Source organism: Cryobacterium sinapicolor, assembly GCF_004403465.1.
In the GTDB taxonomy this organism is placed as follows: domain Bacteria; phylum Actinomycetota; class Actinomycetes; order Actinomycetales; family Microbacteriaceae; genus Cryobacterium; species Cryobacterium sinapicolor.
Genome location: NZ_SOGQ01000009.1, coordinates 134,832 through 158,509, shown reverse-complemented (window position 1 = coordinate 158,509; position 23,678 = coordinate 134,832). Strand labels below are relative to the sequence as shown.

Annotated in this window: 22 protein-coding genes; 17 read left to right on the top strand and 5 right to left on the bottom strand. The window is 69.8% G+C overall.

What is annotated here, in order from left to right:
* Positions 1 to 6 precede the first annotated feature (6 nt).
* Genes nudC through E3T28_RS01275 form a run of 4 tightly spaced genes read left to right on the top strand, consistent with a single transcriptional unit; the run spans position 7 to position 4,141 of the window.
* Positions 7 to 975 (top strand): NAD(+) diphosphatase, encoded by a 969-nt coding sequence (gene nudC, locus E3T28_RS01295; protein ID WP_134427118.1) that lies wholly within the window; start codon positions 7 to 9, stop codon positions 973 to 975.
* Positions 966 to 2,681: an ATP-dependent helicase gene (locus E3T28_RS01290; RefSeq protein WP_134427116.1), complete on the top strand. Its 1,716-nt coding sequence runs from the start codon at positions 966 to 968 to the stop codon at positions 2,679 to 2,681. The genes nudC and E3T28_RS01290 overlap by 10 nt, the downstream gene beginning before the upstream one ends.
* A gap of 26 nt (positions 2,682 to 2,707) precedes the next feature.
* The gene (locus E3T28_RS01280) at positions 2,708 to 3,448 is read left to right on the top strand and encodes an SGNH/GDSL hydrolase family protein (protein WP_134427115.1); all 741 of its coding nucleotides are present in this window, start codon (positions 2,708 to 2,710) and stop codon (positions 3,446 to 3,448) included.
* A gap of 9 nt (positions 3,449 to 3,457) precedes the next feature.
* Entirely contained in the window at positions 3,458 to 4,141 is a 684-nt protein-coding gene (locus E3T28_RS01275; RefSeq protein WP_134427113.1) for a nucleoside/nucleotide kinase family protein, read from the top strand.
* A 34-nt stretch (positions 4,142 to 4,175) separates the two neighbouring features.
* Here the strand turns inward: E3T28_RS01275 and E3T28_RS01270 are convergent, their stop codons facing one another.
* On the bottom strand, positions 4,176 to 5,039 hold the full coding sequence (locus E3T28_RS01270) for a hypothetical protein (RefSeq protein WP_134427111.1): 864 nt from the start codon (positions 5,037 to 5,039) through the stop codon (positions 4,176 to 4,178).
* 176 nt (positions 5,040 to 5,215) lie between these two features.
* On the opposite strand from E3T28_RS01270, the gene E3T28_RS01265 reads away from it, so the two are divergent.
* Positions 5,216 to 6,766, top strand: coding sequence for an SDR family oxidoreductase (locus E3T28_RS01265; protein WP_134427109.1), 1,551 nt, complete (start codon positions 5,216 to 5,218; stop codon positions 6,764 to 6,766).
* A gap of 76 nt (positions 6,767 to 6,842) precedes the next feature.
* Positions 6,843 to 7,403: a GDSL-type esterase/lipase family protein gene (locus E3T28_RS01260; protein WP_134427107.1), complete on the top strand. Its 561-nt coding sequence runs from the start codon at positions 6,843 to 6,845 to the stop codon at positions 7,401 to 7,403.
* 44 nt (positions 7,404 to 7,447) lie between these two features.
* Here the strand turns inward: E3T28_RS01260 and E3T28_RS16705 are convergent, their stop codons facing one another.
* Positions 7,448 to 7,615 (bottom strand): hypothetical protein, encoded by a 168-nt coding sequence (locus E3T28_RS16705; protein WP_166786887.1) that lies wholly within the window; start codon positions 7,613 to 7,615, stop codon positions 7,448 to 7,450.
* Between the two features lie 108 nt (positions 7,616 to 7,723).
* Positions 7,724 to 8,002 carry a metal-sensitive transcriptional regulator gene (locus tag E3T28_RS01255; RefSeq protein WP_134427105.1) on the bottom strand — a complete coding sequence of 93 codons (279 nt, stop codon included), beginning with the start codon at positions 8,000 to 8,002 and terminating at the stop codon, positions 7,724 to 7,726.
* Between the two features lie 97 nt (positions 8,003 to 8,099).
* Here E3T28_RS01255 and E3T28_RS01250 point away from each other — a divergent pair, with 97 nt between their 5' ends.
* From E3T28_RS01250 to E3T28_RS01230, 5 genes are all read left to right on the top strand, one after another.
* The gene (locus E3T28_RS01250; protein ID WP_277613351.1) at positions 8,100 to 10,337 is read left to right on the top strand and encodes a heavy metal translocating P-type ATPase; all 2,238 of its coding nucleotides are present in this window, start codon (positions 8,100 to 8,102) and stop codon (positions 10,335 to 10,337) included.
* 37 nt (positions 10,338 to 10,374) lie between these two features.
* Positions 10,375 to 12,297: a DUF2207 family protein gene (locus E3T28_RS01245; protein WP_134427101.1), complete on the top strand. Its 1,923-nt coding sequence runs from the start codon at positions 10,375 to 10,377 to the stop codon at positions 12,295 to 12,297.
* On the top strand, positions 12,297 to 12,632 hold the full coding sequence (locus E3T28_RS01240; protein WP_134427099.1) for a DUF6804 family protein: 336 nt from the start codon (positions 12,297 to 12,299) through the stop codon (positions 12,630 to 12,632). The genes E3T28_RS01245 and E3T28_RS01240 overlap by 1 nt, the downstream gene beginning before the upstream one ends.
* 204 nt (positions 12,633 to 12,836) lie before the next feature.
* The gene (locus E3T28_RS01235) at positions 12,837 to 15,017 is read left to right on the top strand and encodes a DEAD/DEAH box helicase (protein ID WP_134427097.1); all 2,181 of its coding nucleotides are present in this window, start codon (positions 12,837 to 12,839) and stop codon (positions 15,015 to 15,017) included.
* A gap of 111 nt (positions 15,018 to 15,128) precedes the next feature.
* Positions 15,129 to 16,157: a 6-phosphofructokinase gene (locus tag E3T28_RS01230; RefSeq protein ID WP_134427095.1), complete on the top strand. Its 1,029-nt coding sequence runs from the start codon at positions 15,129 to 15,131 to the stop codon at positions 16,155 to 16,157.
* A 103-nt stretch (positions 16,158 to 16,260) separates the two neighbouring features.
* On the opposite strand, the gene E3T28_RS01225 is transcribed toward E3T28_RS01230, so the two are convergent.
* Entirely contained in the window at positions 16,261 to 16,515 is a 255-nt protein-coding gene (locus E3T28_RS01225) for a mycoredoxin (protein ID WP_134427093.1), read from the bottom strand.
* Between the two features lie 62 nt (positions 16,516 to 16,577).
* Here E3T28_RS01225 and E3T28_RS01220 point away from each other — a divergent pair, with 62 nt between their 5' ends.
* The 3 genes from E3T28_RS01220 to E3T28_RS01210 all read left to right on the top strand — a co-directional run bounded on the left by E3T28_RS01220 (position 16,578) and on the right by E3T28_RS01210 (position 18,657).
* Positions 16,578 to 17,051, top strand: coding sequence for an 8-oxo-dGTP diphosphatase (locus tag E3T28_RS01220; protein ID WP_134427091.1), 474 nt, complete (start codon positions 16,578 to 16,580; stop codon positions 17,049 to 17,051).
* An 89-nt stretch (positions 17,052 to 17,140) separates the two neighbouring features.
* A complete protein-coding gene (locus E3T28_RS01215) occupies positions 17,141 to 18,331 on the top strand; it encodes an inorganic phosphate transporter (RefSeq protein WP_134427089.1) in 1,191 nt (396 codons plus the stop codon).
* The gene (locus tag E3T28_RS01210) at positions 18,328 to 18,657 is read left to right on the top strand and encodes a peptidase (RefSeq protein ID WP_134427087.1); all 330 of its coding nucleotides are present in this window, start codon (positions 18,328 to 18,330) and stop codon (positions 18,655 to 18,657) included. Before E3T28_RS01215 ends, E3T28_RS01210 begins: the two co-directional genes overlap by 4 nt.
* Positions 18,658 to 18,712: 55 nt before the next feature.
* Here E3T28_RS01210 and E3T28_RS01205 read toward each other — a convergent pair whose 3' ends face one another.
* Positions 18,713 to 19,993 carry a uracil-xanthine permease family protein gene (locus E3T28_RS01205; protein WP_134427085.1) on the bottom strand — a complete coding sequence of 427 codons (1,281 nt, stop codon included), beginning with the start codon at positions 19,991 to 19,993 and terminating at the stop codon, positions 18,713 to 18,715.
* 60 nt (positions 19,994 to 20,053) lie between these two features.
* Here E3T28_RS01205 and E3T28_RS01200 point away from each other — a divergent pair, with 60 nt between their 5' ends.
* From E3T28_RS01200 to E3T28_RS01190, 3 genes are all read left to right on the top strand, one after another.
* Entirely contained in the window at positions 20,054 to 21,625 is a 1,572-nt protein-coding gene (locus tag E3T28_RS01200; protein WP_134427083.1) for a carboxylesterase/lipase family protein, read from the top strand.
* Between the two features lie 93 nt (positions 21,626 to 21,718).
* Entirely contained in the window at positions 21,719 to 23,227 is a 1,509-nt protein-coding gene (locus tag E3T28_RS01195; protein ID WP_134427081.1) for an NCS2 family permease, read from the top strand.
* A gap of 118 nt (positions 23,228 to 23,345) precedes the next feature.
* Positions 23,346 to 23,651 carry a hypothetical protein gene (locus tag E3T28_RS01190; RefSeq protein ID WP_233194207.1) on the top strand — a complete coding sequence of 102 codons (306 nt, stop codon included), beginning with the start codon at positions 23,346 to 23,348 and terminating at the stop codon, positions 23,649 to 23,651.
* Positions 23,652 to 23,678 lie beyond the last annotated feature (27 nt).

Genomic DNA, 23,678 nt, shown 5'->3' with positions numbered 1-23,678 from the left:
AGCACCATGTCGTTTGCGTTCACATCCCGGCTGCCGCTTTCCCGACACGCGACCGACCGCGACGGTGAGGCGCGCTCCACCCCTGGCCTGCTCGACACGCTGCAGGCGGATGCCGGAACGCGCGTGCTCGCACTCCGGCGAGGCTCCGCTCTGATGGCAGCCACGGGCCCTGTCCGACTGCGCCTGCTGGCGCCCGACCGGGTCCCCGCCGGCGAGTTCCGGCTCTACCTCGGCCGTTCCCTCGCCGAGCAGGTGGCCGAGCCCGTGGGCACCCCGCTGGTCGCGGCCGTGCTGACCGATCAGGAGGCGATGGCGCTCGAACCCGACGAGTCCCTCTGGGCTCCGCTCCGCCAGGTGGCGACCACCCTGTCCGACCGCGACGCGGGACTGTTCACCGAGACGGTCGGCGTCGTGAACTGGCACGCCTCGCACGCCCACTGCCCGCGCTGCGGCACGGCGACCCTGGTCGAGAACGCCGGCTGGACCAGACGCTGCCCCGACTGCGGCGGCCAGGTGTTTCCGCGCACCGACCCGGCCGTGATCGTGCTGATCACCGATGCCGACGACCGCATCCTGCTCGGCTCGAACGCCCTCTGGGAGGGCAACCGCTACTCGCTCCTGGCCGGCTTCGTCGAACCGGGCGAATCGCTCGAGGCGGCCGTCATCCGGGAGATGTTCGAGGAGTCCGGCCTCCGCGTGACCGACCCGGTCTACCTCGGCTCCCAGCCCTGGCCGTTCCCGGCCTCGATCATGTTCGGCTTCACGGCCCGGCTCGCCGACGGGCAGGCTCCGGCGGCACTGCTCCCCGACGGGGAGGAGATCCTCGACCTGCGCTGGTTCAGCCGGGACGAGCTGCGGGCCTCCGGAGACGCCATCATCCTCCCCGGCCGCTCCTCGATCGCCCGGGCGATCATCGAGCACTGGCTCGGTGAACCCCTCGACTTCGGTCCCGACGAGGCGCACGGATGGCGCTGACCGCCGGGTCCCTGCTGGCCGGCCTCGACGACCAGCAGCGGGTGGCGGCCGAAGCGCTCGTGGGTCCGGTGTGCATGCTCGCCGGCGCCGGGACCGGTAAGACCCGGGCCATCACCCACCGCATCGCCTACGGCGTGATGACCGGGGCCTACTCGCCGACCCGGGTGATGGCCCTCACCTTCACGGCACGCGCCGCCGCGGAGCTGCGCGGCCGGCTGCGGCAGCTCGGCGCCGGCGGCGTCGCCGCCCGCACGTTCCACTCGGCGGCCCTGTCCCAGCTGAACTACTTCTGGCCGCACGTCGTCGGCGGCCAGGCGCCCCGCATCCTAGACGGCAAGGGCCGCCTGCTCGGGCACGCCGCCGAGACCCTCAAACTCAAGCTGGACACGGCCACCCTCCGCGACCTGGCCGCCGAGATCGAATGGCGCAAGACCTCCGGAATCGGCATCGAGGCCTACGGGGCCGGCATCGCCCGGCGCAGCCTGCCCGGCCGGCTCGACGTGGACCAGGTGCTGGCCATGATGGAGAGCTACGAGCGTCTTAAAGACGACCGCAAGCAGATCGACTTCGAGGATGTGCTGCTGGCGATGGCCGGGATGATCGAGGCCGAGCCATCCGTCGCCCTGCAGGTGCGCGAGCAATACCGCTTCTTCGTGGTGGATGAGTACCAGGACGTCTCCCCGCTGCAGCATGACCTGCTCTCGCTCTGGCTGGGGGAGCGGCGCGATCTCTGCGTCGTCGGCGACGCCAGCCAGACCATCTACTCCTTCGCGGGCGCCCGCAGCGACTACCTGCTCGACTTCCCCAAGCGCTGGGAGGATGCCACCGTCGTGCGCCTCGAGCAGAACTACCGGTCGACGGGTTCGATCGTCGCCACCGCCAACCAGCTCATGCGCGGGCGCGCCGGCGCCCTCACCCTGCGCGCCCATGCCAGCGAGACCGGGGACGAACCGGGGGTGCGCGAGTACCCGAGCGACATGGCGGAGGCCCGCGGCGTCGCCCAGCACATCGTCGAGCTGATCGAGGCCGGCACCCGCCCGGAGGACATCGCCGTGCTGTTCCGGGTGAACGTGCAGGCCGCCATGCTCGAAACCGCCCTCGGGGATGTGGGGGTCAGCTACCAGATCCGGGGGTCGAAGCGGTTCTTCGACCTGGCCGAGGTCAAGCAGGCGGTGATGCAGCTGCGCGCGGCATCCGTGTCGATCATCGGCGAACCCCTGTTCAAGTCGGTCAGCGATGTGCTGCGCTCCCTCGGCTGGAGCCAGAGCGCGCCGGAGGCCCAGGGCGCGGTGCGCGACCGGTGGGAGTCGCTGAACGCGATCATGGGTCTGGTCGACCAGGCGGCCCCGGAGACCACGTTCCGCCAGTTCACCGACGAGCTGATGGAGCGCCAGGCCGGCCAGCACGAGCCGACGGTGTCCGCGGTCACCCTGGCGACGCTGCACTCCGCGAAGGGACTCGAATGGGACGCCGTCTTCCTGATCGGGCTATCCGAGGGGCTGGTGCCGATCAGCTACGCGGGAACCTTCGAGCAGATCGACGAGGAACGCCGGCTGCTCTATGTGGGCATCACCCGCGCCCGTAAACGACTGTCCCTCAGCTGGTCGGCCGCGGGCCATCAGCAGCGCAGCCCCCGGGAGCGCTCCCGGTTCCTGGCCGAGATCGGCGCCCGCGGCGTGCGTGCGCCCGGCGCCCGCCGCGCCTGACCCAAGGCGCGGGGTAGCCTCGGGGCGTGCCCACTTTCCCGTTCACGCGCCTGGCCGCGGTTCCCTACGCGCCGCTGCTGGTGACGCAGGCGCGCCGGCTGCGCCGCGAAACGCCCCGGCTGCCCGACGCCGCCCTCCCGTGGACCGGGTCCCGGCCCGGCCCCGACCCGCTGCGCATCCTCGTGCTTGGCGACTCGACCGCGGCCGGTGTGGGCGCCGAGACCCAGGCCGAGGCACTGCCGGGCTGGATCGCCCACGAGGTGTCCGAACGTTGGGGCCGGGGCAGCACCTGGCGGGCGATCGGCGAGAACGGCGCCACGGCCCGAGACGTGCGCGCGCGCTTCCTGACGGATGCCGCCGCCGTGCCCTTCGACCTGGCCCTGCTGACCATCGGCGCGAACGACGCCCTGGGGCTGCGCTCTCGGAACGCCTTCACGAACGACGTGCGCCGGATCGTGCTCGCCCTCCGGGCCGCGGCGCCGCAGGCGGCCGTGCTCGTGTCGCTGATGCCGCGTTTCGACCGGTTCGCGCTGCTGCCCGAACCCCTCCGCGCCACCCTCGCCCGGCACGCCGCAAGCCTCGACACCGGCGCCCGCCTGGCCGTCGAGGGTCTCGACGGGGTCGTCGCGATCCCCACCCCGCCGCCCTACGTCGACGGCTTCTTCGCCAGCGACGAGTTCCACCCGAGCGCCCTCGGTTACCGCCTCTGGGCCGAATTCGTCTTCGACTCCGCGCCGGGCCTCCGACTCGACCGCCCGGCCGGCTGAGCGCCTCCGATGGCACTGCTCCGCACCCTCGACGAGGTCGCTCTGGCCGTCCGGGCTGCCGAAACCCGACGCGGGCGGGCGACGGATGCCGGCCCGCGCACCCTCGTCGGCTTGGCCGGCGCCCCGGGGTCGGGAAAGTCGACCGTGGGGGAGGCGCTCGTCGCCCGGCTGAACGCCGGTGCCCGTCCTGCCGGCGCCGCCGCCGTCGCACTGCCGCGCGCGCAGCTGGTCTCGATGGACGGCTACCACCTGCCGCAGGCCCGCCTGGTCGAACTCGGCCGTCGCGACCGGATGGGAGCGCCCGACACGTTCGACGTCGACGGGTTCCTGGCGCTGCTGCGGCTGCTCCGGTCGGCCCGGGGCACCGTGGTGGCGCCCGGTTTCGACCGGGAGGTGGAGGAACCGACCCCTGGTGCCGTGGCGATCGGCCGGGAACGGAGCCTCGTGGTGGTGGAGGGCAACTACCTGCTGCATGACGAGGGTGGCTGGGCCGCGGCCCGGCCGCTGCTCGACCTGACCCTGTTCGTGGGGCTGGAGCGGGGCATCCGTCTCGGCCGGCTGGTGGCCCGGCACGAGCGCTTCGGCAAGACCGCGGCGCAAGCCCGAGCCTGGGCGCTCGGTCCCGATGAGGCCAATGCGCGGCTGATCGAGCGCACGCGCGGGCAGGCTGACCACGAGATCCGGCTCGCCTGACCACGAGCCTGAGCCTGAGCGGCGCGGACCACGGTCACACCGGGTCGGAGGGGCGCCCGGCCTCGCGCAGCGCGGTCACGTTCCCAGGTACGATGCGGCAGCCGCACCGCTCATGCGGCCGGTAGCCGCGCCGTTTCAGCGCGCCGGACGCCGTGTCGAGGACGAGCGCGGTCTCCGTCAGGGTGGATCGCCCGAGGACGAGCCGGTCGTGGCTGATCCCGGCGACGAGGGCGGCCACGTCGATGCCGGCCCGCGGGGTCTCCGTGGGCGCCCGGCGGCTCAGCAGCTGGCAGGCGACGGCCGCCCACGACGGGTCGGATTCGAGGTGCGCCAGTTCCAGGCAGTACAGGCAGGGGCCGACCCCCGGCTCGACCAGCGGTCCGATCCGAACCTCGCTGTCGCTGAACACCACGGGCAGGTGCGGGATGTCCCGGCGCAGCCAGCGCCCATGCCGCTCCGGTTCCAGCGCGTAGTGCCCCACGACCACGGCCAGCCCGGTGCCGGGGTGCCCGGCCGCGGCCAGGGTCAGACCCAGGGTGCCGATCAGGGCGCGGATCAGGTCCGCCGTGAGCCCGTTCCCGTCGACACAGATCCCGGGCGGCGGCGCCGCCACCACCGGTTCGGGCAACCGGGCGGGTCCGGGAACGGTCTCCGCGGTGACCAGCAGGGCCGGCCGCAGGGCGCGGAGCAGTGCCAGGACGGCCTCGTCGGAGGCCCCGCCCTCCCGCCCGATCATCAGCGCGCCCGAGCGGGGCACCCCCACGGACAGGGCCGCGAGCACCCGCTCGAGCCCCGGGCTTCGCGCGGTGATCACGGCGAGCGGTCGGTCGACGCCGACCTGGATGATGTCGGGCGAGCGCCAGACGACCGGATACCGAGGGTCAAGTCGAAGTGTCATCCGGCGATGATGTCGCACCCGGCGCGGGCCCGCGCAAGTCATCCACAGCCCCGGTCCCCAGGCCCGGTCCCCAGCCCCGGTCCACAGCCCAGGTCCCCAGCCGGGGCGGCGTCGTCGCGTGCGGCCGTTTGCCTGATCCTCGGCGTCAGTCCAGCATCCACCCCTAGGCTTTCGCTATGACGACGCAACGACGTGTGCTTGTGACCGGCGCCACCGGGTATATCGGTGGCCGGCTCGTTCCCCTGCTACTGGAAGCCGGCTACGACGTGCGCGTACTCGTGCGTACGCCTCAGAAGCTGAAGGATGTCCCGTGGGTCGATCAGGTGGAGGTCGCCGAGGGTGATCTCGGGGATCTGGCCAGCGTTCGGGCGGCCGTCGCCGGGGTCGACGTGCTCTACTACCTGGTGCACTCGATGGGTACTCGCGGCGACTTCGAGAGCACGGAACGCCTCGCGGCGAAGAACGTGGCCACGGCGGCCGCCGAGGCCGGGGTCTCCCGCATCGTCTACCTGGGCGGGCTGCACCCCGCCACCGAGAAGCTGTCCCAGCACCTGCGCTCCCGGGCCGAGGTCGGCCGCATCCTGCTGGCGTCCGGCGTGCCGACGGCCGCCCTGCAGGCCGGGGTTGTCATCGGCTCCGGCTCCACCTCATTCGAGATGATCCGGCACCTGACCGACGTGCTGCCGTATATGCCGGCGCCGCAATGGGTGCGCAACAAGATCCAGCCGATCGCCGTGCGCGACGTGCTCTACTACCTCGTCTCCTCGGCGGAGCTTCCCGCCGACATCAACCGCACCTTCGACATCGGCGGTCCCGACGTGCTGCGCTACGGCCAGATGATGAACGGGTACGCCCTCGAAGCGGGCCTCCGCCAGCGACCGATCGCGTCCCTGCCCGTGTTCACGCCCTGGCTCGCGTCGCAGTGGGTCAACCTGGTCACGCCCATCCCGCGCAGTCTGGCCGTGCCGATCATCGCCAGCCTGCAGAACGACTGCGTGGTGCACGAGCGCGACATCGACGGGTACATTCCCCAGCCGAAAGAGGGTCTCACCGGCTACCGCACCGCCGTGCGCCTGGCACTCGGCCGCATGCGCGACGGCGACGTCGAGACCAGCTGGCGGAACGCGTCGATCGCGGGCGCGTCGAGCAACCCGCTGCCCAGCGACCCCGAATGGGCCGGGCACCTCGTCTATACCGACCTCAAGGAGAAGCACACCGCCGCGAAGCCGGATGACCTGTGGCGCGTGATCGAGAGCATCGGCGGCGACAACGGCTGGTATTCGTTCCCGCTGGCGTGGGCCATCCGCGGCTGGATGGACAAGCTGGTCGGCGGGGTCGGGCTGCGCCGTGGCCGGCGCAACCCCGACCACCTGCACACGGGCGACGTGCTGGACTTCTGGCGGGTCGAGCGCATCGACACCGGCCGCTTCCTGCGCCTCCGCGCCGAAATGCGCGTTCCCGGCCGGGCCTGGCTCGAGATGACGGCGGATCCGGCGGAGGGCGGCGGTTCGGTCTACCGTCAGCGGGCCGTCTTCTTCCCGCGGGGCCTGGGCGGTCGGCTGTACTGGTTCGCGATCTTGCCCTTCCACGGCGTCATCTTCAACGGCATGGCCAACCGGATCACGGCGGCCGCCGTCGGGGAGGCCGCCGTGGAGGCGTCCGTGACGACCGCGGGCGCCGCGACTGCTTCAGCAGCGGGCCCTCCGGTCGCCGACCGCGCCGCCTGAGCCGTGACCCGACCTCGCTGACCTAGCCGGCCTTACACGGGCGAGGCATGATGGAGGGGGTTGCGAGGGAGAAGTGATGTCGTCATCCGTTTTGTTCATCGGTGACGGCTTCACCGCGGACGGCAACTGGTCGGACTGGCTCCCTGAGTACGACGTGCGCAATCTCGGGGCCAACGGGCACACCACGGATGAGGTCGTCGCCGAACTCGACCAGGTCGTCGACCGGCAGCCGGACGCGGTCGTGGTGGCGGTCGGCACGAACGACCTGGGCTGGCACCGGTCGGACGAGTACGTCGTGCGCAACATGGAAACGGTGCTCTGCATGCTGCGCAAGCGCCTGCCGGCCGTGCGCATCCTGGTCGTGTCGGTGCCGCCGCGCGAAAGCGAACTCGCCGACACCGTGCGCTCGATCAACCGCCACCTGCGCCAGTTCGCGCCGACCCTGCACGCCCAGTACCTGGACCTGTGGACACGGCTGGCCCGGCCCGACGGCGAAATCGACGTGGCGTACTCGGATGACCGATTGCACCTGAACGACGCGGCCTACGCGGTCTGGGTGAGCGAACTCAAACCCGCACTCGAGATCCTGTTCCAGCGCCCGCCGTCGAGCAGCGCGATCCCGATCCAGCAGATCTGACGATCCAGCAGATCCGGCGCGGCGCGGACCCGACGGCGGCGGTGCTAGTGGGTGGGGAGGTGCGCCGTGACCTGCTCGTGGGGCTCGAGTTCCGGCTGGCGCTCACGGAAGAGATTGAGCTGGCGCTGGCGGTATTCGCCGACCAGATCCGTGATGTCGTGGTGATCGGCGTGGCCGGGGTTGTGCACGGGGGAAGCAGTGTCTGAAGTCAAGGGGATAACCAATTCGTCTCGGGGGGAACGATCGATGCCACGGTTCGGAGCATTCAGAGACGCTATGTGATTCCACCGGTGATGTCAACGCGGCCGGTGCCGTCGGCGTCAGCCTCGGTTGTTGTTCAGCTCGAAGACCTTGAGCAGCTCCGTGATGGCAGTCTCCCTCGCCTCGCCGCCGGCCTCGAACATCTCGGTCACGTGGGTCTGCAGGTGGTTGTCGACCAGGAGCTTGTTGAGAGAGCCGAGCGACTTCTGGATCGACAGGGACTGGGTGAGGATGTCGATGCAGTAGTCCTCGTTCTCAATCATCTTCTCCAGGCCGCGCATCTGGCCCTCCAGAATGCGGGCACGGTGCAGGGCACGCCGTTTGATGTCTTCGATCATGGGATCACAGTACCGTGAATCGGAATACCCCCAAGGGGTATTCTGTTCTCTACAGGGAAGCTGTTTCGGGCCGCCTGTCCCGAGCGAAAGGACTACCGTGTCGAACACCGTCGACCTCTCCATCGAGGGCATGACCTGCGCGAGCTGCGTCGGCCGCGTGGAAGGACGTCTCAACGGCGTGGACGGCGTCACCGCCCAGGTCAACCTCGCCACGGAGCGAGCCCGGGTGACGTACCCCGAGGGGGTCACCCCCGCCGAGCTGATCGCCGAGGTCGGCAAGGCCGGCTACCAGGCGGCCGTAGTCGAACCGGCATCCGTCCGTCGAACGGCGCCGGCCGAGACGAAGGGCCCGTCGACCCCGCTGCGCACCCGCCTCCTGGTCAGCGCCTCGCTCTCGGTGCCCGTCATCGTGCTCGCAATGGTGCCGGCCCTGCAGTTCGACTACTGGCAATGGCTGTCGCTCGTGCTCGCCGCCCCGGTCGTGGTCTGGGGCGGGTACCCGTTCCACCGCGCCACCGTCACCAACCTCCGCCACGGCGCCGTCACCATGGACACCCTGATCACCGTGGGTACACTGGCCTCCTTCGGCTGGTCGCTCTACGCGCTCTTCTTCGGCATGGCCGGCATGACCGGCATGCGGCACTCCTTCGAGTTCACGATCAGTCGCGGCGACGCCTCCGGCAACATCTACCTCGAGGTCGCCGCCGGCGTGATCACCTTCCTGCTACTCGGGCGCTACCTCGAGGAACGGTCGAAGAAGCGGGCCGGCTCGGCCCTGCACGCCCTGCTCGACCTCGGCGCGAAAGACGTCACGGTCGTGCGGGAGAGCCCGAGCAACCCCGGCAACCTGATGGCCGCCACCCGCACCGAGCAGAGCATCCCGATCGACGCTCTCTCCGTCGGCGACCTGTTCGTGGTGCGTCCGGGCGAGAAGATCGCGACCGACGGCGTCGTGGTCGATGGCCAGGCCGCCGTCGACCTCAGCATGATCACCGGGGAGTCCGTACCGATCGAGGTCGGCCCGGGCGACGAGGTCGTCGGCGCCACGGTCGCCCAGGGCGGCCGCCTCCTGGTGCGCGCCACCCAGGTCGGCGCCGGAACGCGCCTGGCCCAGATGGCGAAGCTCGTCGAGGATGCCCAGCTCGGCAAGTCAGACATCCAGCGCCTCGCCGACCGGGTCGCCGGTGTCTTCGTGCCCGCGGTCATCCTGCTGGCACTGGCCACCTTCGTGGTCTGGATCGCCACCGGCAGCCCCGTGGAAGCCGGCTTCACCGCCATGGTGGCCGTGCTGATCATCGCCTGCCCCTGTGCTCTCGGCCTGGCCACCCCCGTCGCGCTGCTGGTGGGAACCGGCCGGGGCGCCCAACTCGGCATCCTGATCAAGGGCCCGGAGGCTCTCGAACAGACCCGGAAGGTCGACACCATCCTGCTCGACAAGACCGGCACCCTCACCACCGGGCGGATGTCCCTGCGCCAGACCACGGCCACCGGCGACGCCGGCACTGCGCTGCGCTACGCGGCGGCACTGGAGAGCGCCTCCGAGCATCCCATCGCCCGGGCCATCGTCGCCGCGAACGCGGGAACCGGGGGAGCCGCCGCGCCGCTGCCCGAGGTGACCGGATTTCGGGCCACCGCCGGCCTCGGCGTCTCCGGCACGGTCGAGGGCCACGCGGTCCTCGTCGGCCGGCCCTCGCTCTTCCCCGGGCCGCTCGAGGCGCGACTGACCCAGGCCATCGAGTCCTCCACCGGCACCGCCGTCGTGGTCGGCTGGGACGACGAGGCGCGAGCCGTGCTCGACATCGCCGACACCGTGCGATCCGAGGCCCCGGCCGCGCTCGCCGAGCTCGTCTCGCTCGGGCTGACCCCGATCCTGCTCACCGGCGACAACGCCCGCACCGCCGGGGAGGTGGCCGCGGCCGTCGGCATCGACGAGGTCTTCTCCGGCATGCTCCCCGAAGACAAGGTCGCCACGATCCGGCGCCTGCAGTCCGAGGGTCGGGTCGTCGCCATGGTCGGCGACGGCGTGAACGACGCCGCCGCACTCGCCCAGGCCGACCTGGGCATCGCCCTGGCCACCGGCACCGACGTGGCCATCGAGGCCAGCGACGTCACCGTCGTTCGCGACCACCTCGGCACCGTGCCCGACGCCATCCGGCTGTCCCGCCGCACCCTGCGCGTGATCAAGGGCAACCTGTTCTGGGCCTTCGCCTACAATTTGGCGGCGCTTCCCCTGGCCGCGTTCGGCCTGCTCAACCCGATGATCGCCGGAGCCGCGATGGCGTTCTCCAGCCTGTTCGTGGTGCTGAACAGTCTGCGTCTGAACACTTTCCGGTAGCAGGCCGCCCCGGCGGGCCGCTGAGTAGAGTGAAGGCATGCGTCGTGCGCTGATTGTCCTGTTCACAGCCATACTCGGCGGCCTCGGCCTCCTCGGCGCGTCCGCTCCGGGGCTCGCGGTCGCCGGCCCGGTGCACGCTTCGGGCGCCGTGTCGGCGGGCGTGGAGGACTTCGACTTCGACTCCTGGCACTCCGATTTCGAGCTGGGCCTCACCGACGACGGGCACTCGCGCCTGACCACCACCGAGACGATCGTCGCCCGGTTCCCGGAGTCCGACCAGAACCGCGGCATCCTGCGCGCGATCCCCACCCACTACAACGGGCATCCCACCGACCTGGAACTGGTCAGCGTGACCGACGAGAACGGTCGAAAGCGCGGCGTCGACACCACAACGACCAGTGAGGATGGCGGAGACGAGTTCCTGGAGGTGACGATCGCCGCCGATGACTACGCGCACGGCGTGCAGACCTATGTCATCACCTACGAGCAGGTCGACGTCACGCTCGAGCCGGAGGACGCCCCGATCCAGGAGTTCTACCGGGAGGTCAACGGCACCGGCTGGGCTCAGCCGTTCGGCGACGTGTCCGCCACCCTCACGGTCGACCCGGACGTCGCACCCCGGCTCACCGGGGAGGCCGCCTGCTACCAGGGCACCCCTGACTCGTCGGAACCCTGCGCCTCGCTGTCGACGGATGCCGGGCCGACGACGGATGCCGGGCCGACGACGGATGCCGTGGGCGAGGCCGTCGCGATCGACGTCACCGCCGGGGCGCTCGGACCGGCCGAGGGGCTGACCCTGGCGGTCGGGTTCGAGCCCGGCACCTTCGTTCCCCGCGACCAGTCGTTCACGGCGAACCCGCTCCCGGGCATCGGCCTCGCCGCGGCGCTGTTCGGACTGATCGTCGCGGGTCTCGCGATCGTCGCCCGGGTCACCCGGTGGCGAAACGCGCCGGGCCGGCCGACCATCATCGCCGAGTATCTTCCGCCGAAGGGCGTAAACCTGCTCGTGGCCGGCAATGTGACCCGCACCAGCGCCCAGGCCATGACCGCCCAGTTCCTCAGCTTCGCGGTGCGCGGCAACGTGCGGGTGCTGGAGGGTGAGGGCAAGAAGCACTACATGCTCGAGCTGCGGCACACCCGAGACCTCGACACCAGTGAGCAGGCCGTGCTGCGGCTGCTGTTTCCGGGTCTGCAGGCGGGCACGAGCCGCGACCTCACGACGAAGGACACCACGCTGGGCACCGGGCTGACCAAGCAGCTTCAGGCGGTCCTGAAGCAGGTGCTGGCCGACGGGCTGCGGGTGGAGAAGGGAGGCCGGCCGCGTCGGTGGCTGATCGCCGGCGCCGTGTTCACCGGCATCCTGACCCTGGTTGGCTGCCTGGGGGCGTTCATCACCGAGGTCGGCGCGGGCTGGCCGGTCCTGGTTCTGGTGCTGGGGATCGCCGCCTCGGTCACGACCCTCACCGCCGTCGCGAGCGTGCGGCCCTTCACCGCGGCCGGCGCCGAGCTGCGCGACTTCCTCGCCGGTGTGAAGCTGTACATCGAGATCGCCGAGGCCGACCGGCTGCGGGTGCTGCAGAGCCCCGTCGGAGCGCTGCGGTCGCCCTACCGGCCGGACCCGGCATCCGTTCTCGGTCGGCCCGGCTTGCCTGACCCCGGGCAGCCGGGGCAGGTGCTGAGGCTCTACGAGCGTCTGCTGCCGTACGCCGTGCTGTTCGGCCAGGAGAGGGACTGGTCGCAGGTTCTCGGCGACTACTACGCCCGGAGCGACGCTCAGCCGGACTGGTACGCTGGGTCCGCTCCGTTCAATCCGGTCTGGTTCGCCGCCGGGTTGAGCTCATTCACGAGCTCCACCTCGGCCTCCTGGTCGGGAAGCGCGTCGAGTTCCTCCAGTTCCGGTTCGGGTGGAGGTGGCTCGGTCGGCGGTGGTGGAGGCGGCGGCGGAGGAGGAGGCGTCTGATGGGCACCCCGGTCGAACCCACATTCACGCGTTCCGCGCTGGCACCCGGCCTGCTCGGCGCGGTCATCCTGCTCGGCGGGCTCGCGCTGCTGGACTCCGGAAGTTTCATCATCATCCGCTATGCGGTCAGCATCCTCGCGCTGATCCTCTGTGTCTTCGTCATCCAGGCGAAGGCCTGGCTGTGGTTGATCGGCCTGGTGCCGATCGCGGTGCTCTGGAACCCGATCGTGGTCATCGACCTGTCCGGCCAGGGCTGGGTGTCCGCCCAATTCATCGCCGCGCTGGTCTTCATTCTCGCCGGCGTCGTCACCAAGGTTCCGGTGCACCGGGATTGACCAGCAGGCGTAGAATAGAGCCGCGTTGAAATAGCCCGATTACCGTCTTGACCGTGCCGCTGCATCCCACATGCCGGTGGCGCAAATATGGTTGGCACGTTGCTCGATTCAGGCTTCGACGTATCGATCGCACCGGTGTCCACGGATACCGCACCACGTCGAGCACGGCCCCTGACTGCTGTGCTGCTGTGAAGTTGGAGAAGAATGGCTTACACCCGCCACCAGGCCGCCGGTTCGAACAACCGAGTTGCCGCCGGAGGCCGCGCACGATCGCGACCTCGTTCCCGCGACGATGACGCCCCCATCATCCCCATCCTCGCCCGCAAGGTGCGCGAGGTGGAGGCGAAGGCGCAGACCGGCGCCAAGCTCGGCCCGACCAACCGCACCAAGTACCAGGTGATCGCGTTGCTCATGCGCGAGGAACGCGCCCGGGTCAAGGGCGACAAGGAACTCACCGACGCGAACCGCGCCGAACTGCTGAAGCGCCTCGACGGCATCGCCCAGATCCTGGCGAAGACCGCGGCCCGCGACACCAGCCTGATCACCCTGCTCGAACCGGATGCCGGCGTGTCCACGGTCGCGCAGCGTTTCCGCCGTGACTGGCTGCTGGAGTCCGGTGCCGAACTCACGCCCGACGAACTGATCATCACCCGGGAACCCGAGGCCAAGCCCGAGGTGCCGGTGAACCAGGTCATCCCGCAGTCGGTCAAGGCCCGCCAGCTCGCCAACCCGTTCCTCGCCCCCGACTTCAGCGCCGCAGCGGCCCCGCCGGTCGTCTCCGGCCGTCGCCTGGCCAACTGGGAACTCATCGGCCCGCTGTTCAAGTCCTTCGAGTACGGCTCCGGCGGCCAGGCCGCCAGCATGGATCTGCCCGAGGCTCCCCGCGTCGACCGGCTCTCGCCTCGCGGCATGGAGCTGATGCGCCACCAGGCCCGCTTCGTCGAAAGTGCGCGCCTCGGCCACCGCAGCTACCTGCTCGCCGACGAGCCGGGGCTCGGGAAGACGGCGCAGAGCCTGCTCGCGGCATCCGTCAGCGGGTCCTACCCGCTCCTGGCCATCGTGCCCAACGTCGTCAAGATGAACTGGGTGCGCGAGGTCGAGCTGTGGACGCCGAACCGCCGGGCCACCGTCATCCACGGCGACGGCGACACACTAGACGCGTTCGCAGACGTCGTCATCGTCAACTACGACGTGCTCGACCGGCACCGCGCCTGGCTGGGCACTCTCGGTTTCAAGGGCATGGTCGTCGACGAGGCGCACTTCATCAAGAACCTGCAGTCGCAGCGCTCCAAGCACGTGCTGGCCCTGGCCGAGCAGATCCGGCGCCGGACGCCCGGCGGCAACCCGCTGCTGATGGCCCTGACCGGAACCCCACTGATCAACGACGTCGACGACTTCCGCGCGATCTGGCAGTTCCTCGGCTGGCTCGACGGCGACAAGCCGGCCCCCAGACTCATGCAGAAGCTCGAGGCGATCGGCCTGACCCCCGCCGACCCCGGCTTCTACGCCGAGGCGCGTGCCGCCGTGATCGACCTCGGCATCGTGCGCCGCCGCAAGGTCGACGTCGCCGCCGACTTGCCGGCCAAGCGCATCGCCGACATCCCGGTCGAGCTGGACGACGACCTCGGTCGCTCCATCCGCCAGGCCGAACGGGAGCTCGCCGCCCGACTGGTCACCCGGTACCATTCCCTCGTCGTCGCCCGCCATCCCGGCCAGACGCCGCCCGCGCTCGAGGGCGAGCAGCGCGCCGCGTTCATCCGTGCGGTCGCCCACGCCGAACTCGAGGAATCGAAGGGGCAGACCACCGGCGAGAACGTCTTCACCATGGTGCGCAAGATCGGCCAGGCCAAGGCGGCCCTCGCGGCGGATTACGCCGTGCAGCTGGCGCACTCGGTGGGCAAGGTCGTCTTCTTCGCCAAGCACATCGACGTGATGGATGCCGCCGAGGACATCTTCGCCAAGCGAGGTCTGCGCACGGTGTCCCTGCGTGGCGACCAGAGCGCCCTGGCCCGCCAGGCCGCGATCGACTCCTTCAACGACGACCCGTCAGTGGCCGTCGTGGTCTGTTCCCTGACCGCCGCCGGAGTCGGCGTCAACCTGCAGGCCGCCTCCAACGTCGTGCTCGCCGAGCTCAGCTGGACCGCCGCCGAGCAGACGCAGGCCATCGACCGGGTCCACCGCATCGGCCAGGACGAGCCGGTCACCGCCTGGCGGATCATCGCCGCCCACACCATCGACGCGCGCATCGCCGAACTCATCGGCAGCAAGCAGGGTCTCGCGGCCCGCGCCCTGGACGGTGCCGTCGAAGAGATCTCGTCCGCCGATTCCGTGCAGGCCAGCGCCCTGATCTACCTGTTGACCCTGGCACTCGACGGGGAGCTGTAGAACGCGTCCCTCACCGGCGTGGATTTGAACCGGCCCCGCTTGGGGTCCATTATTAACTGGCGGCGGTGTGGGCGCCAATCTGATCACTTGTGCAACAAGGAGCAACGACAAATGAAAATTGGAATCCTCACCAGCGGCGGAGACTGCCCCGGACTGAACGCGGTTATTCGCGGTTCCGTCCTTAAAGGCATCCGCGTCCTCGATGCCGAATTCGTCGGCATTCGCAACGGCTGGAAAGGCTTGGTCGAGGGCGACTTTATGACTCTGGACCGGCACAGCGTGCGCGGTCTCTCCCGGCAGGGGGGCACCATCCTCGGCAGCTCCCGCACGAACCCGTTCGAGGGTGAAAACGGCGGCCCCATTAACATTCAGAAGACGATGGACGCCGAAGGCATCGACGCGATCATCGCCATTGGAGGCGAGGGCACCCTCACCGCGGCGCGCCGCCTGACGGATGCCGGACTCCAGATCGTCGGCGTGCCCAAGACCATCGACAACGACCTCGAAGCCACCGACTACTCGTTCGGCTTCAACACCGCCGTCGAGATCGCCACCGAGGCCATCGACCGGCTGCGCACCACGGCCGAGTCCCACGGCCGCTGCATGATCGTCGAGGTCATGGGCCGCCACGTGGGCTGGATCGCCCTGCACTCCGGCATGGCCGGCGGCGCCCACGCCATCCTGATCCCCGAGCAGCCGCAGACCATCGAGCAGATCTGCGAATGGGTCATGCATGTGCGTGACCGCGGCCGCGCCCCCGTCCTCGTCGTCTCCGAGGGATTCAAGCTCGCCGGGATGGACGAGGCGCTCTCCACCAAGGGCCTCGACGCGTTCAACCGCCCCCGACTCGGCGGCATCAGCGAAATGATCGCCCCGATGATCGAGGAGCGCACGGGCATCGAGACCCGCGCCACCGTCCTCGGCCACACCCAGCGCGGCGGCTCCCCGTCGGCCTACGACCGAGTGCTCGCGACCCGCCTCGGCATGGCGGCCGTCGACGCCGTCTACGCCGGCCAGTGGGGCTCCATGGTCTCCCTGCGCGGCACCGACATGGAGATCGTCAGCATCGCCGACGCGACCATCGGTCTCAAGACCGTGACGCAGGCGCGCTACGACGAGGCCGCGGTGCTGTTCGGCTAAATCCGCACGCAGTTGGACCCGCGAGTGCTCCGAGGGGTCCCGGTTCGATACCCGCCGGTCGGCGGAGGTCGAACCGGGACCCCGAGGTTTGTTCGGAAGCGGCTCAGGCGAGCTTGGCCTGTACCTGCGCCAGAGACGGGTTCGTCGCGCTCGAGCCGTCCGGAAAGAGGATGGTCGGAACCGTACGGTTGCCGTTGTTCAGGCTCATCACGAGTTCCGAGGTGCCCTCGACCTCTTCCACGTTGATCTCGGTGTAGGTTATTCCGGCCTTGACCAGCTGGGTCTTCAGGCGGGTGCAGTAGCCGCACCAGGTCGTCGTGAACATGGTTATGGTTCCGGATTCAGGCACAAAATTCATGCCTGCAGCCTAACAAGGCGCGCTGAGAAGGAGCCCCGGTTCTTCGTCGTTACCATGGGGGAATGTCCCTGCCCCAGGTGTGCGTCTGCTACCTCACCCGCCGTTCCCCGTCGGGGGAGCTGCAGGTGCTGCTCGGCCGCAAGAAGAAGGGCCTGGGCCTCGGCAACATTGTCGGCTTGGGCGGCAAGCTCGAGCCGGGTGAGTCGGCCGTGCAGGCGATGGTGCGGGAGATCGAGGAGGAGTCCGGCCTGGTCGTGGCGGCATCCGCCCTCACCCCGCTGGGGCTGCTGACCTACCTGTTCCCGCACCGGGAGGCCTGGAGCCAGGAATCCAGCGTGTTCGTCTGCACCGAGTGGAGCGGCACCCCGCGCGAGTCCGACGAGCTGAACCCGGTCTGGTTCGACGTGGCCGCCCTGCCGGTCGACGACATGTGGGACGACGCCCGGCACTGGCTGCCGGGAGTGCTCGCCGGCATTCCGGTGCGGGCCACCTTCACCTTCGGCCCCGATCTGGCGACGGTGGTCGATCGGCTCTGAATTGACCTGCCTCTCCGGGAGTGTCAGGCTTATCACTGCTTTGCAGCTTGAGATAACCCCGGCTGTCGTACACCCAGAGGAAGACGCCGGTGGATTTCACCCTGATCGTCGCGCTTGTGATTGCGCTGGCACTGATTTTCGACTTCACCAACGGCTTCCACGACACCGCGAACGCGATGGCCACCCCCATCGCGACCGGCGCCATGCGCCCGAAAGTCGCGGTGGGACTCGCCGCCGTCCTGAACCTGATCGGGGCGTTCCTCTCCACCGAGGTCGCCAAGACCATCTCCGGCGGCATCATCAAGGAGGGTGACGCCGGCGTTCAGATCACACCCGAGATCATCTTTGCGGGCCTGATCGGCGCCATCGTCTGGAACCTGATCACCTGGCTGCGCGGACTGCCGTCCAGCTCGAGCCACGCCCTGTTCGGCGGTCTCATCGGCGCCACGATCATCGGCGTCGGCTCGCAGGCGGTCGCCTACGACGTCGTGCTGGCCAAGGTCATCCTGCCGGCGCTGATCGCCCCGCTCACGGTGGGCATCGTGGCTTTCCTCGCCACCAAGCTCGCCTACTCGATCACCCGCCGTGATTCCGGCAAGGCGGATGGCCGTGGTGGCTTCCGCTACGCGCAGATCTTCTCCTCGTCGCTCGTCGCCCTCGCGCACGGCACCAACGACGCCCAGAAGACCATGGGTGTCATCACCCTCACTCTGATCGCCAGCGGGATGCAGGACGTGGGCACCGGCCCGCAGCTGTGGGTCATCACCACCTGCGCCCTCGCCATCGCCATCGGCACGTACACCGGCGGCTGGCGCATCATCCTGACCATGGGTCGCGGCCTCACCGAGATCAAGCCGGCCCAGGGCTTCGCGGCGGAGACCAGCACCGCGGCCACCATCCTCGCGTCCAGCCACCTCGGCTTCGCCCTCTCCACCACGCAGGTCGCGTCCGGCTCGGTCATCGGCTCGGGCCTGGGCCGGCGCGGCTCGACCGTGCGCTGGGGCATGGCCGGCCAAATCGGGCTCGGTTGGGTGCTCACCCTGCCCGCGGCGGCCATCATGGGGGCCTTCGCGGCCGGTCTGGCCCTGATCGGCCCGATGGGCATTGTGCTCGACCTGGTGATCGGCTCCCTCGTGGTCGCACTGCTGTTCCGCCGGTCCCGCCTGAACCGGGTCACGCACGACACCCTGCACGACATCGACGACGCCGGGCGGGTCGTGAAAATCCGGAAGACCCCCCGCAAAGCCTCCCGCTCAGATCGGAAGAAGGTCGCGCTGTGATCGATTGGTCTGCGTTCCTGGTCGTCGCGTTCGCGTCGCTCCTGTCGTCCGCGGTCGTGGTGAGCCTGTACTCCCTCGGGCTGCGGCTGCTCACCACCGCCGGCCGGGTTCCCGTGGTCGAACCGGTCGAGTTCACGGGCGCCATCACCGTGCTCACCCCCAAGCGTGCGGCCAAGGAGGCCAAGCGCGTGCGTAAGGCCGCAGCCTCCCCGCTGGGCCCGGTGCAGAAGCAGGTCGCCTTGATGGGTGCCTACGCCTGCTTCGTGCTCTGCAGCGCGGCCGTGCTGTACGGCGTCTACTTGATCGTGCCGGCCCTGCACCGCTGACCCGCCGCGCCCCGCTTCGGCCCTGCACGGTGGTGCCGCGTCCGGTGTGCGGCTGTTACCGCTCGGTGCCGCGCACCCGGGCCACCCAGGTCATCAGGTGGTAGATCACGATGGCGGCGACCGTGCCCAGCGCGATACCGTTGAAGCTGAGGGTGCCCGCCGAGAAGGTGTAATCGGCGATGCCGATGATCAGCGCGGTGGCCGCCGTGAACTGGTTGACCGGCTTGCTGAAGTCGACCTTGTTGTCGAGCCAGATCTTGACGCCGATGATGCCGATCAGGCCGTAGAGGGCCGTCGTGACGCCGCCGAGTACGCCCGCCGGAATGGTGTTGATGACCGCGCCGATCTTGGGGGAGAGCCCGAGCAGCACCGCGGTGATGCCGGCGACCCAGTAGGCGGCCGTGGAGTAGATGCGGGTGGCGGCCATGACGCCGATGTTCTCGCCGTAGGTCGTGGTGCCCGAGCCGCCGCTGAAGCCGGCGAGCATGGTGGCCAGCCCGTCGGCCATCAGTGCGCGACCGGTGAAGCGGTTCACCTTCGTATCCGTCATCTGGGCGACGCCCTTGATGTGGCCCACGTTCTCGGCCACCAGCACGAGCACGACCGGCAGGAACGCCGGCAGCACGCCGAGGGCGGCGGACGGATTCGCGAACGGGTTCATCGCCGCGGTGAACTGGGGCAGGCCGATCCAGGCGGCCTCACCCACGCCGCTGAAGTCGACCTCGCCGGCGATCACGGCGGCCACGTAGCCCACGATCACGCCGATGAAGATCGACAGCCGGCCGAGGATGCCGCGGAACAGCACGGTCGAGAGGATCACGGCCAGCAGGGTGATCAGCGCGGTCAACGGCGCCAGCGCGAAGTTCGACTTCGCGACGGGCGCCAGGTTGAGGCCGATCAAGGCGACGATGGCCCCGGAGACCACCGGTGGCATCAGTGCATCGATCCAGCCGGTGCCGGTGAGCTGCACGATCAGGCCGATCAGCGCCAGGAGCAGGCCGACGACAATGATGCCGAACAGGGCGCTGCCCATGCCGGCGCTGGCCGTCGCGGCGGTGATCGGCGCGATGAAGGCGAACGAGGACCCCAGGTAGCTGGGCAGCTTGTTCTGGGTGATGACCAGGAACAGCAGGGTGCCGATGCCCGAGAAGAGCAGCGTCGTGCTCGGCGGGAAGCCCGTGAGCAGCGGAACCAGGAACGTGGCGCCGAACATGGCGACGACGTGCTGGGTGCCGATCCCGATGGTCAGCGGCCAGTTGAGGCGCTCGCCGGGGCCGACGACATCCGTGGCTCCGACCGTTTTACCGTTACCGTGCAGGGTCCAGGGCAGAGCCATGTGTTTCTCGTTTCCGTGTCGTGCGTAATCCCGATGGTAGTGAACAAATAGGCTCTTACGGTGAGACCATCCGTTCAGCCTGCCCCTGCAGAACCTCTCTCGGTGCGGATCGAGACCGGTTCGCTGCGCGGGATCCGGGTGCGCGGGGTGCGTCAGTGGCGCGGGATCCCCTACGTGGCGGCCCCCGTGGGAGAGCTCCGGTTCCGGGCCCCGCAGCCGGCCGTGCCCTGGCCGGGCGAGCGGGATGCGCGCGGGTTCGGCCTGGTCGCCACGCAAAGCCACCGCGGCCAGTTCATCGGCGCGAAGCCCACGATCCCGCAGGGCGAGGATTGCCTCAACCTCAACGTGATCACCCCCGACGAACCTGTCGACCAACGGATGCTGCGGCCCGTCATGGTCTTCATCCACGGCGGCGCCTACAGCGTCGGGTCTTCTCGGGAGGTGCCCCGGCAGGGGGAGGGGCTCGTGCGCCGCGGCGGCATCGTCTACGTCAGCTTCAACTACCGGCTGGGGGCGCTGGGATACCTCGACTTCAGCCGCTACTCCACCGCGGAGCGGCCGTTCGAGAGCAACCTCGGGCTGCGCGACCAGGTGGCTGCGCTCGCCTGGGTGCGGCGCAACATCGCGGTGTTCGGCGGAGACCCGGACGCCGTCACCGTCTTCGGTGAATCGGCCGGGGCCAACGCCGTGACCACCCTGATGACCGTCCCGGCCGCCGCCGGCCTGTTCCAGCGTGCGATCGCCCAGAGCGCCCCGCCGAACGCCGTCTACGCCCCCGCTGTCACCGCCGAGTGGGCAGCGGACTTCGTGCGGCTCCTCGCCCGGCGCACCGGTCAGGCCGACCCGACGAACTCGACCGACACGGCGGCGGATGCCGCTGCCCTGCTCCTTCAGGCCGACCCGGCGCATCTGGCCGAGGCCACGAGCGACCTGACCCGGCGCGCCCCGGACCGGTACCCCGGGACGATCCCGCTCTCGCCTGTGATCGACGGCGACTTCCTGCCCGAACGGCCGCTCGACGCCTTCCGCGACGGACGCGCCCACCGGATCCCCCTGATCATCGGCACCAACTCGCGGGAAGGGTCGCTGTTCAGCGGGCGCATCGACATCCTCGCCACGACGCCCGGGCGCATCCGGGCCGTGTTCGCTAACACCAAGAAGAAGGCCCGCACCCGCCTCCGGGCGCAATACCCCGGGATCCCCGCGCTGCGGCCGGCCCTCGATTTCGGCGGAGACTTCTCGTTCTGGTACCCGAGCGTGCGTGTGGGCGAGCGGCACTCCCGGTATGCCCCGGTGCGCTTCTACCGCTTCGACGCCGCTCCGCGCCTGGTGCGCCTGATGGGGCTGGACGCCACCCACGGCCTCGAGCTGTTCCCGCTGTTCGACCGGCTCGACGGCTGGTTCGGCCGCGGCATGACCGCGCTCGGTGGGCGCCGAGACTTCCAGCGGATCGGCGCACGGATGCAGGGCTGGTGGCTCAGCTTCGCCGCAACCGGAGTGCCGGATGCTGCGTGGCCGCTCTACGACGAGGCGGAGCGGCTGACCCTCGTGATCGATGCCGTCGACCGGGTCGAGTCCGACCCGCGCGGGGACCGCCGCCGGGCCTGGGACGCCTTCGTGCCGCACATCTGAGCGCCCGCGTGAGGGCCCGCGGAATCCGCCCGCACTCCGGGGCCGTAAACTGGGCAACTGAGAATTAGCTGAGTCGGACACCAGGAGCACCCCATTTCTGAAACAGAGACCCACACGTCATCCACGCCTGCCCCGAAGCCGGACACCCCGGCCGACGCAGCCAGCCCCGGGCTGAAGGCCCGCATCGACCGTTACTTCGAAATCACGCGACGCGGCTCCACCTATGGCCGGGAGATCCGGGGCGGCCTGGTGACGTTCGTCACGATGGCCTACATCGTCATCCTCAACCCGCTGATCCTCGGCGGTTTCAGCGCCGACCAGGCCGCGGTCGACGTGGCCGGCGGATGGCTGCCCAACGGTCAGGTTGCCGCGGTCACCGCCCTCACCGCCGGCGTCATGACCATCCTGTTCGGCGCCGTCGCACGGCTTCCATTCGGTTTCGCCGCGGGCCTCGGCATCAACTCCTTCCTGGCCGTGAGCGTCGTCGGCCAGGTGACCTGGCCGGAGGCCATGGGCCTCGTGGTCATCAACGGGCTCATCATCGTGCTGCTTGCCTCCACCGGCCTCCGCGAGCTCATCTTCAACGCCGTGCCGCGCCAGTTGAAGATCGCCATCACGGTCGGCATCGGCCTGTTCATCGCCTTCATCGGCCTGGTCGACTCCGGCTTCGTGCGCGCGAGCGGCGCCGCGTCGCCGCCCGTGCAGCTCGGCGACAACGGTTCCGTCGTGAGCCTGCCGACCGCCGTGTTCGTGCTCGGCCTGATCCTTCTCGGCATCCTGGTCGCCCGCAAGGTGAAGGCCGCCCTCCTGATCGGTATCGTCGCCACCACGCTGATCGCCGTGATCCTCGAGGCGATCTTCAAGGTCGGACCGTCGTTCGGGCAGAACCCCGACGGGTGGAACCTGAACGCCCCGGTGCTGCCGACATCCGTCGTCTCGCTGCCCGACCTGAGCCTGGTCGGACAGGTCAGCTTCGGCGCCTTCGACCGGATCGGCATGCTGGCCGCGTCGATGCTCGTGTTCACGCTCGTCTTCACGAACTTCTTCGACGCCATGGGCACCATGACGGGTCTGGCCAACGAGGCCGGCGTGGCCGACGACAAGGGCAACTTCCCCCGCCTGAAGTCCGCCCTGATCGTGGAGGGCGTCGGCGCCGTCGTCGGCGGGTCCACCTCCGCCTCGTCGAACACGGTGTTCATCGAGTCCGGTGCCGGCATCGGCGAGGGTGCGCGCACGGGCCTGGCCAACATCGTCACCGGGCTTTTGTTCCTCGCGGCCATGTTCTTCACCCCGCTCACCCAGATCGTGCCGCTCGAGGTCGCCGCGGCCGCCCTCGTGATCGTCGGCGCGATGATGGTGTCCCAGATCCGGTTCATCGACTTCTCGGAGTTCTCGATCGTGCTGCCGGTGTTTCTCACGATTATCGTGATGCCGCTGACCTACTCGATCGCCAACGGAATCGGGGCCGGCTTCATCACCTGGGTGCTGGTGCGTTCGTTCTCGGGCAAGGCGCGCGAGATCAGCCCGCTGCTCTGGATCGTCGCGGCCGGCTTTCTGGTCTTCTTCGTGCGCGGCCCGATCGAGGTCCTGTTCGGCGCGTGACCGCGTGGCCGCCCCCGGCCCGATTCGGGGGCTAACCCCATGGGTGCCAGAACGGATGCTCCGTAGTGTCGTTGGGAGAGCGGCATCCGTCGCTCCCCATCGAAACGGAGAACCACCCATGTCAACCATCGCTCCCGACCAGGCCACGGTCTACACTGCCGAGCCCGTACCCCCGCGGAGCAGCACCCTGGCCGTGTCGAGCCTCGTACTCGGCCTCGTGTCGATCGTCGCCGGCTGGACCTTTCTGGTGCCCATTGCCGGCCTGGTTGTCGGCATCCTCGCCCTCGGACGGGAACCGCAGGCGCGCACCCTGGCGATCTGGGGCATCGTGCTCAATGCGGTGCTGCTGGCCGGGTCGCTGCTGCTCGTGCTGTTGGCGCTGGCCCTCGGCCTGTTGGCTCTGCCGTTCGCGTTCTTGATCTGACCTCGATCTGGCCCGCCGTGGCCTCGC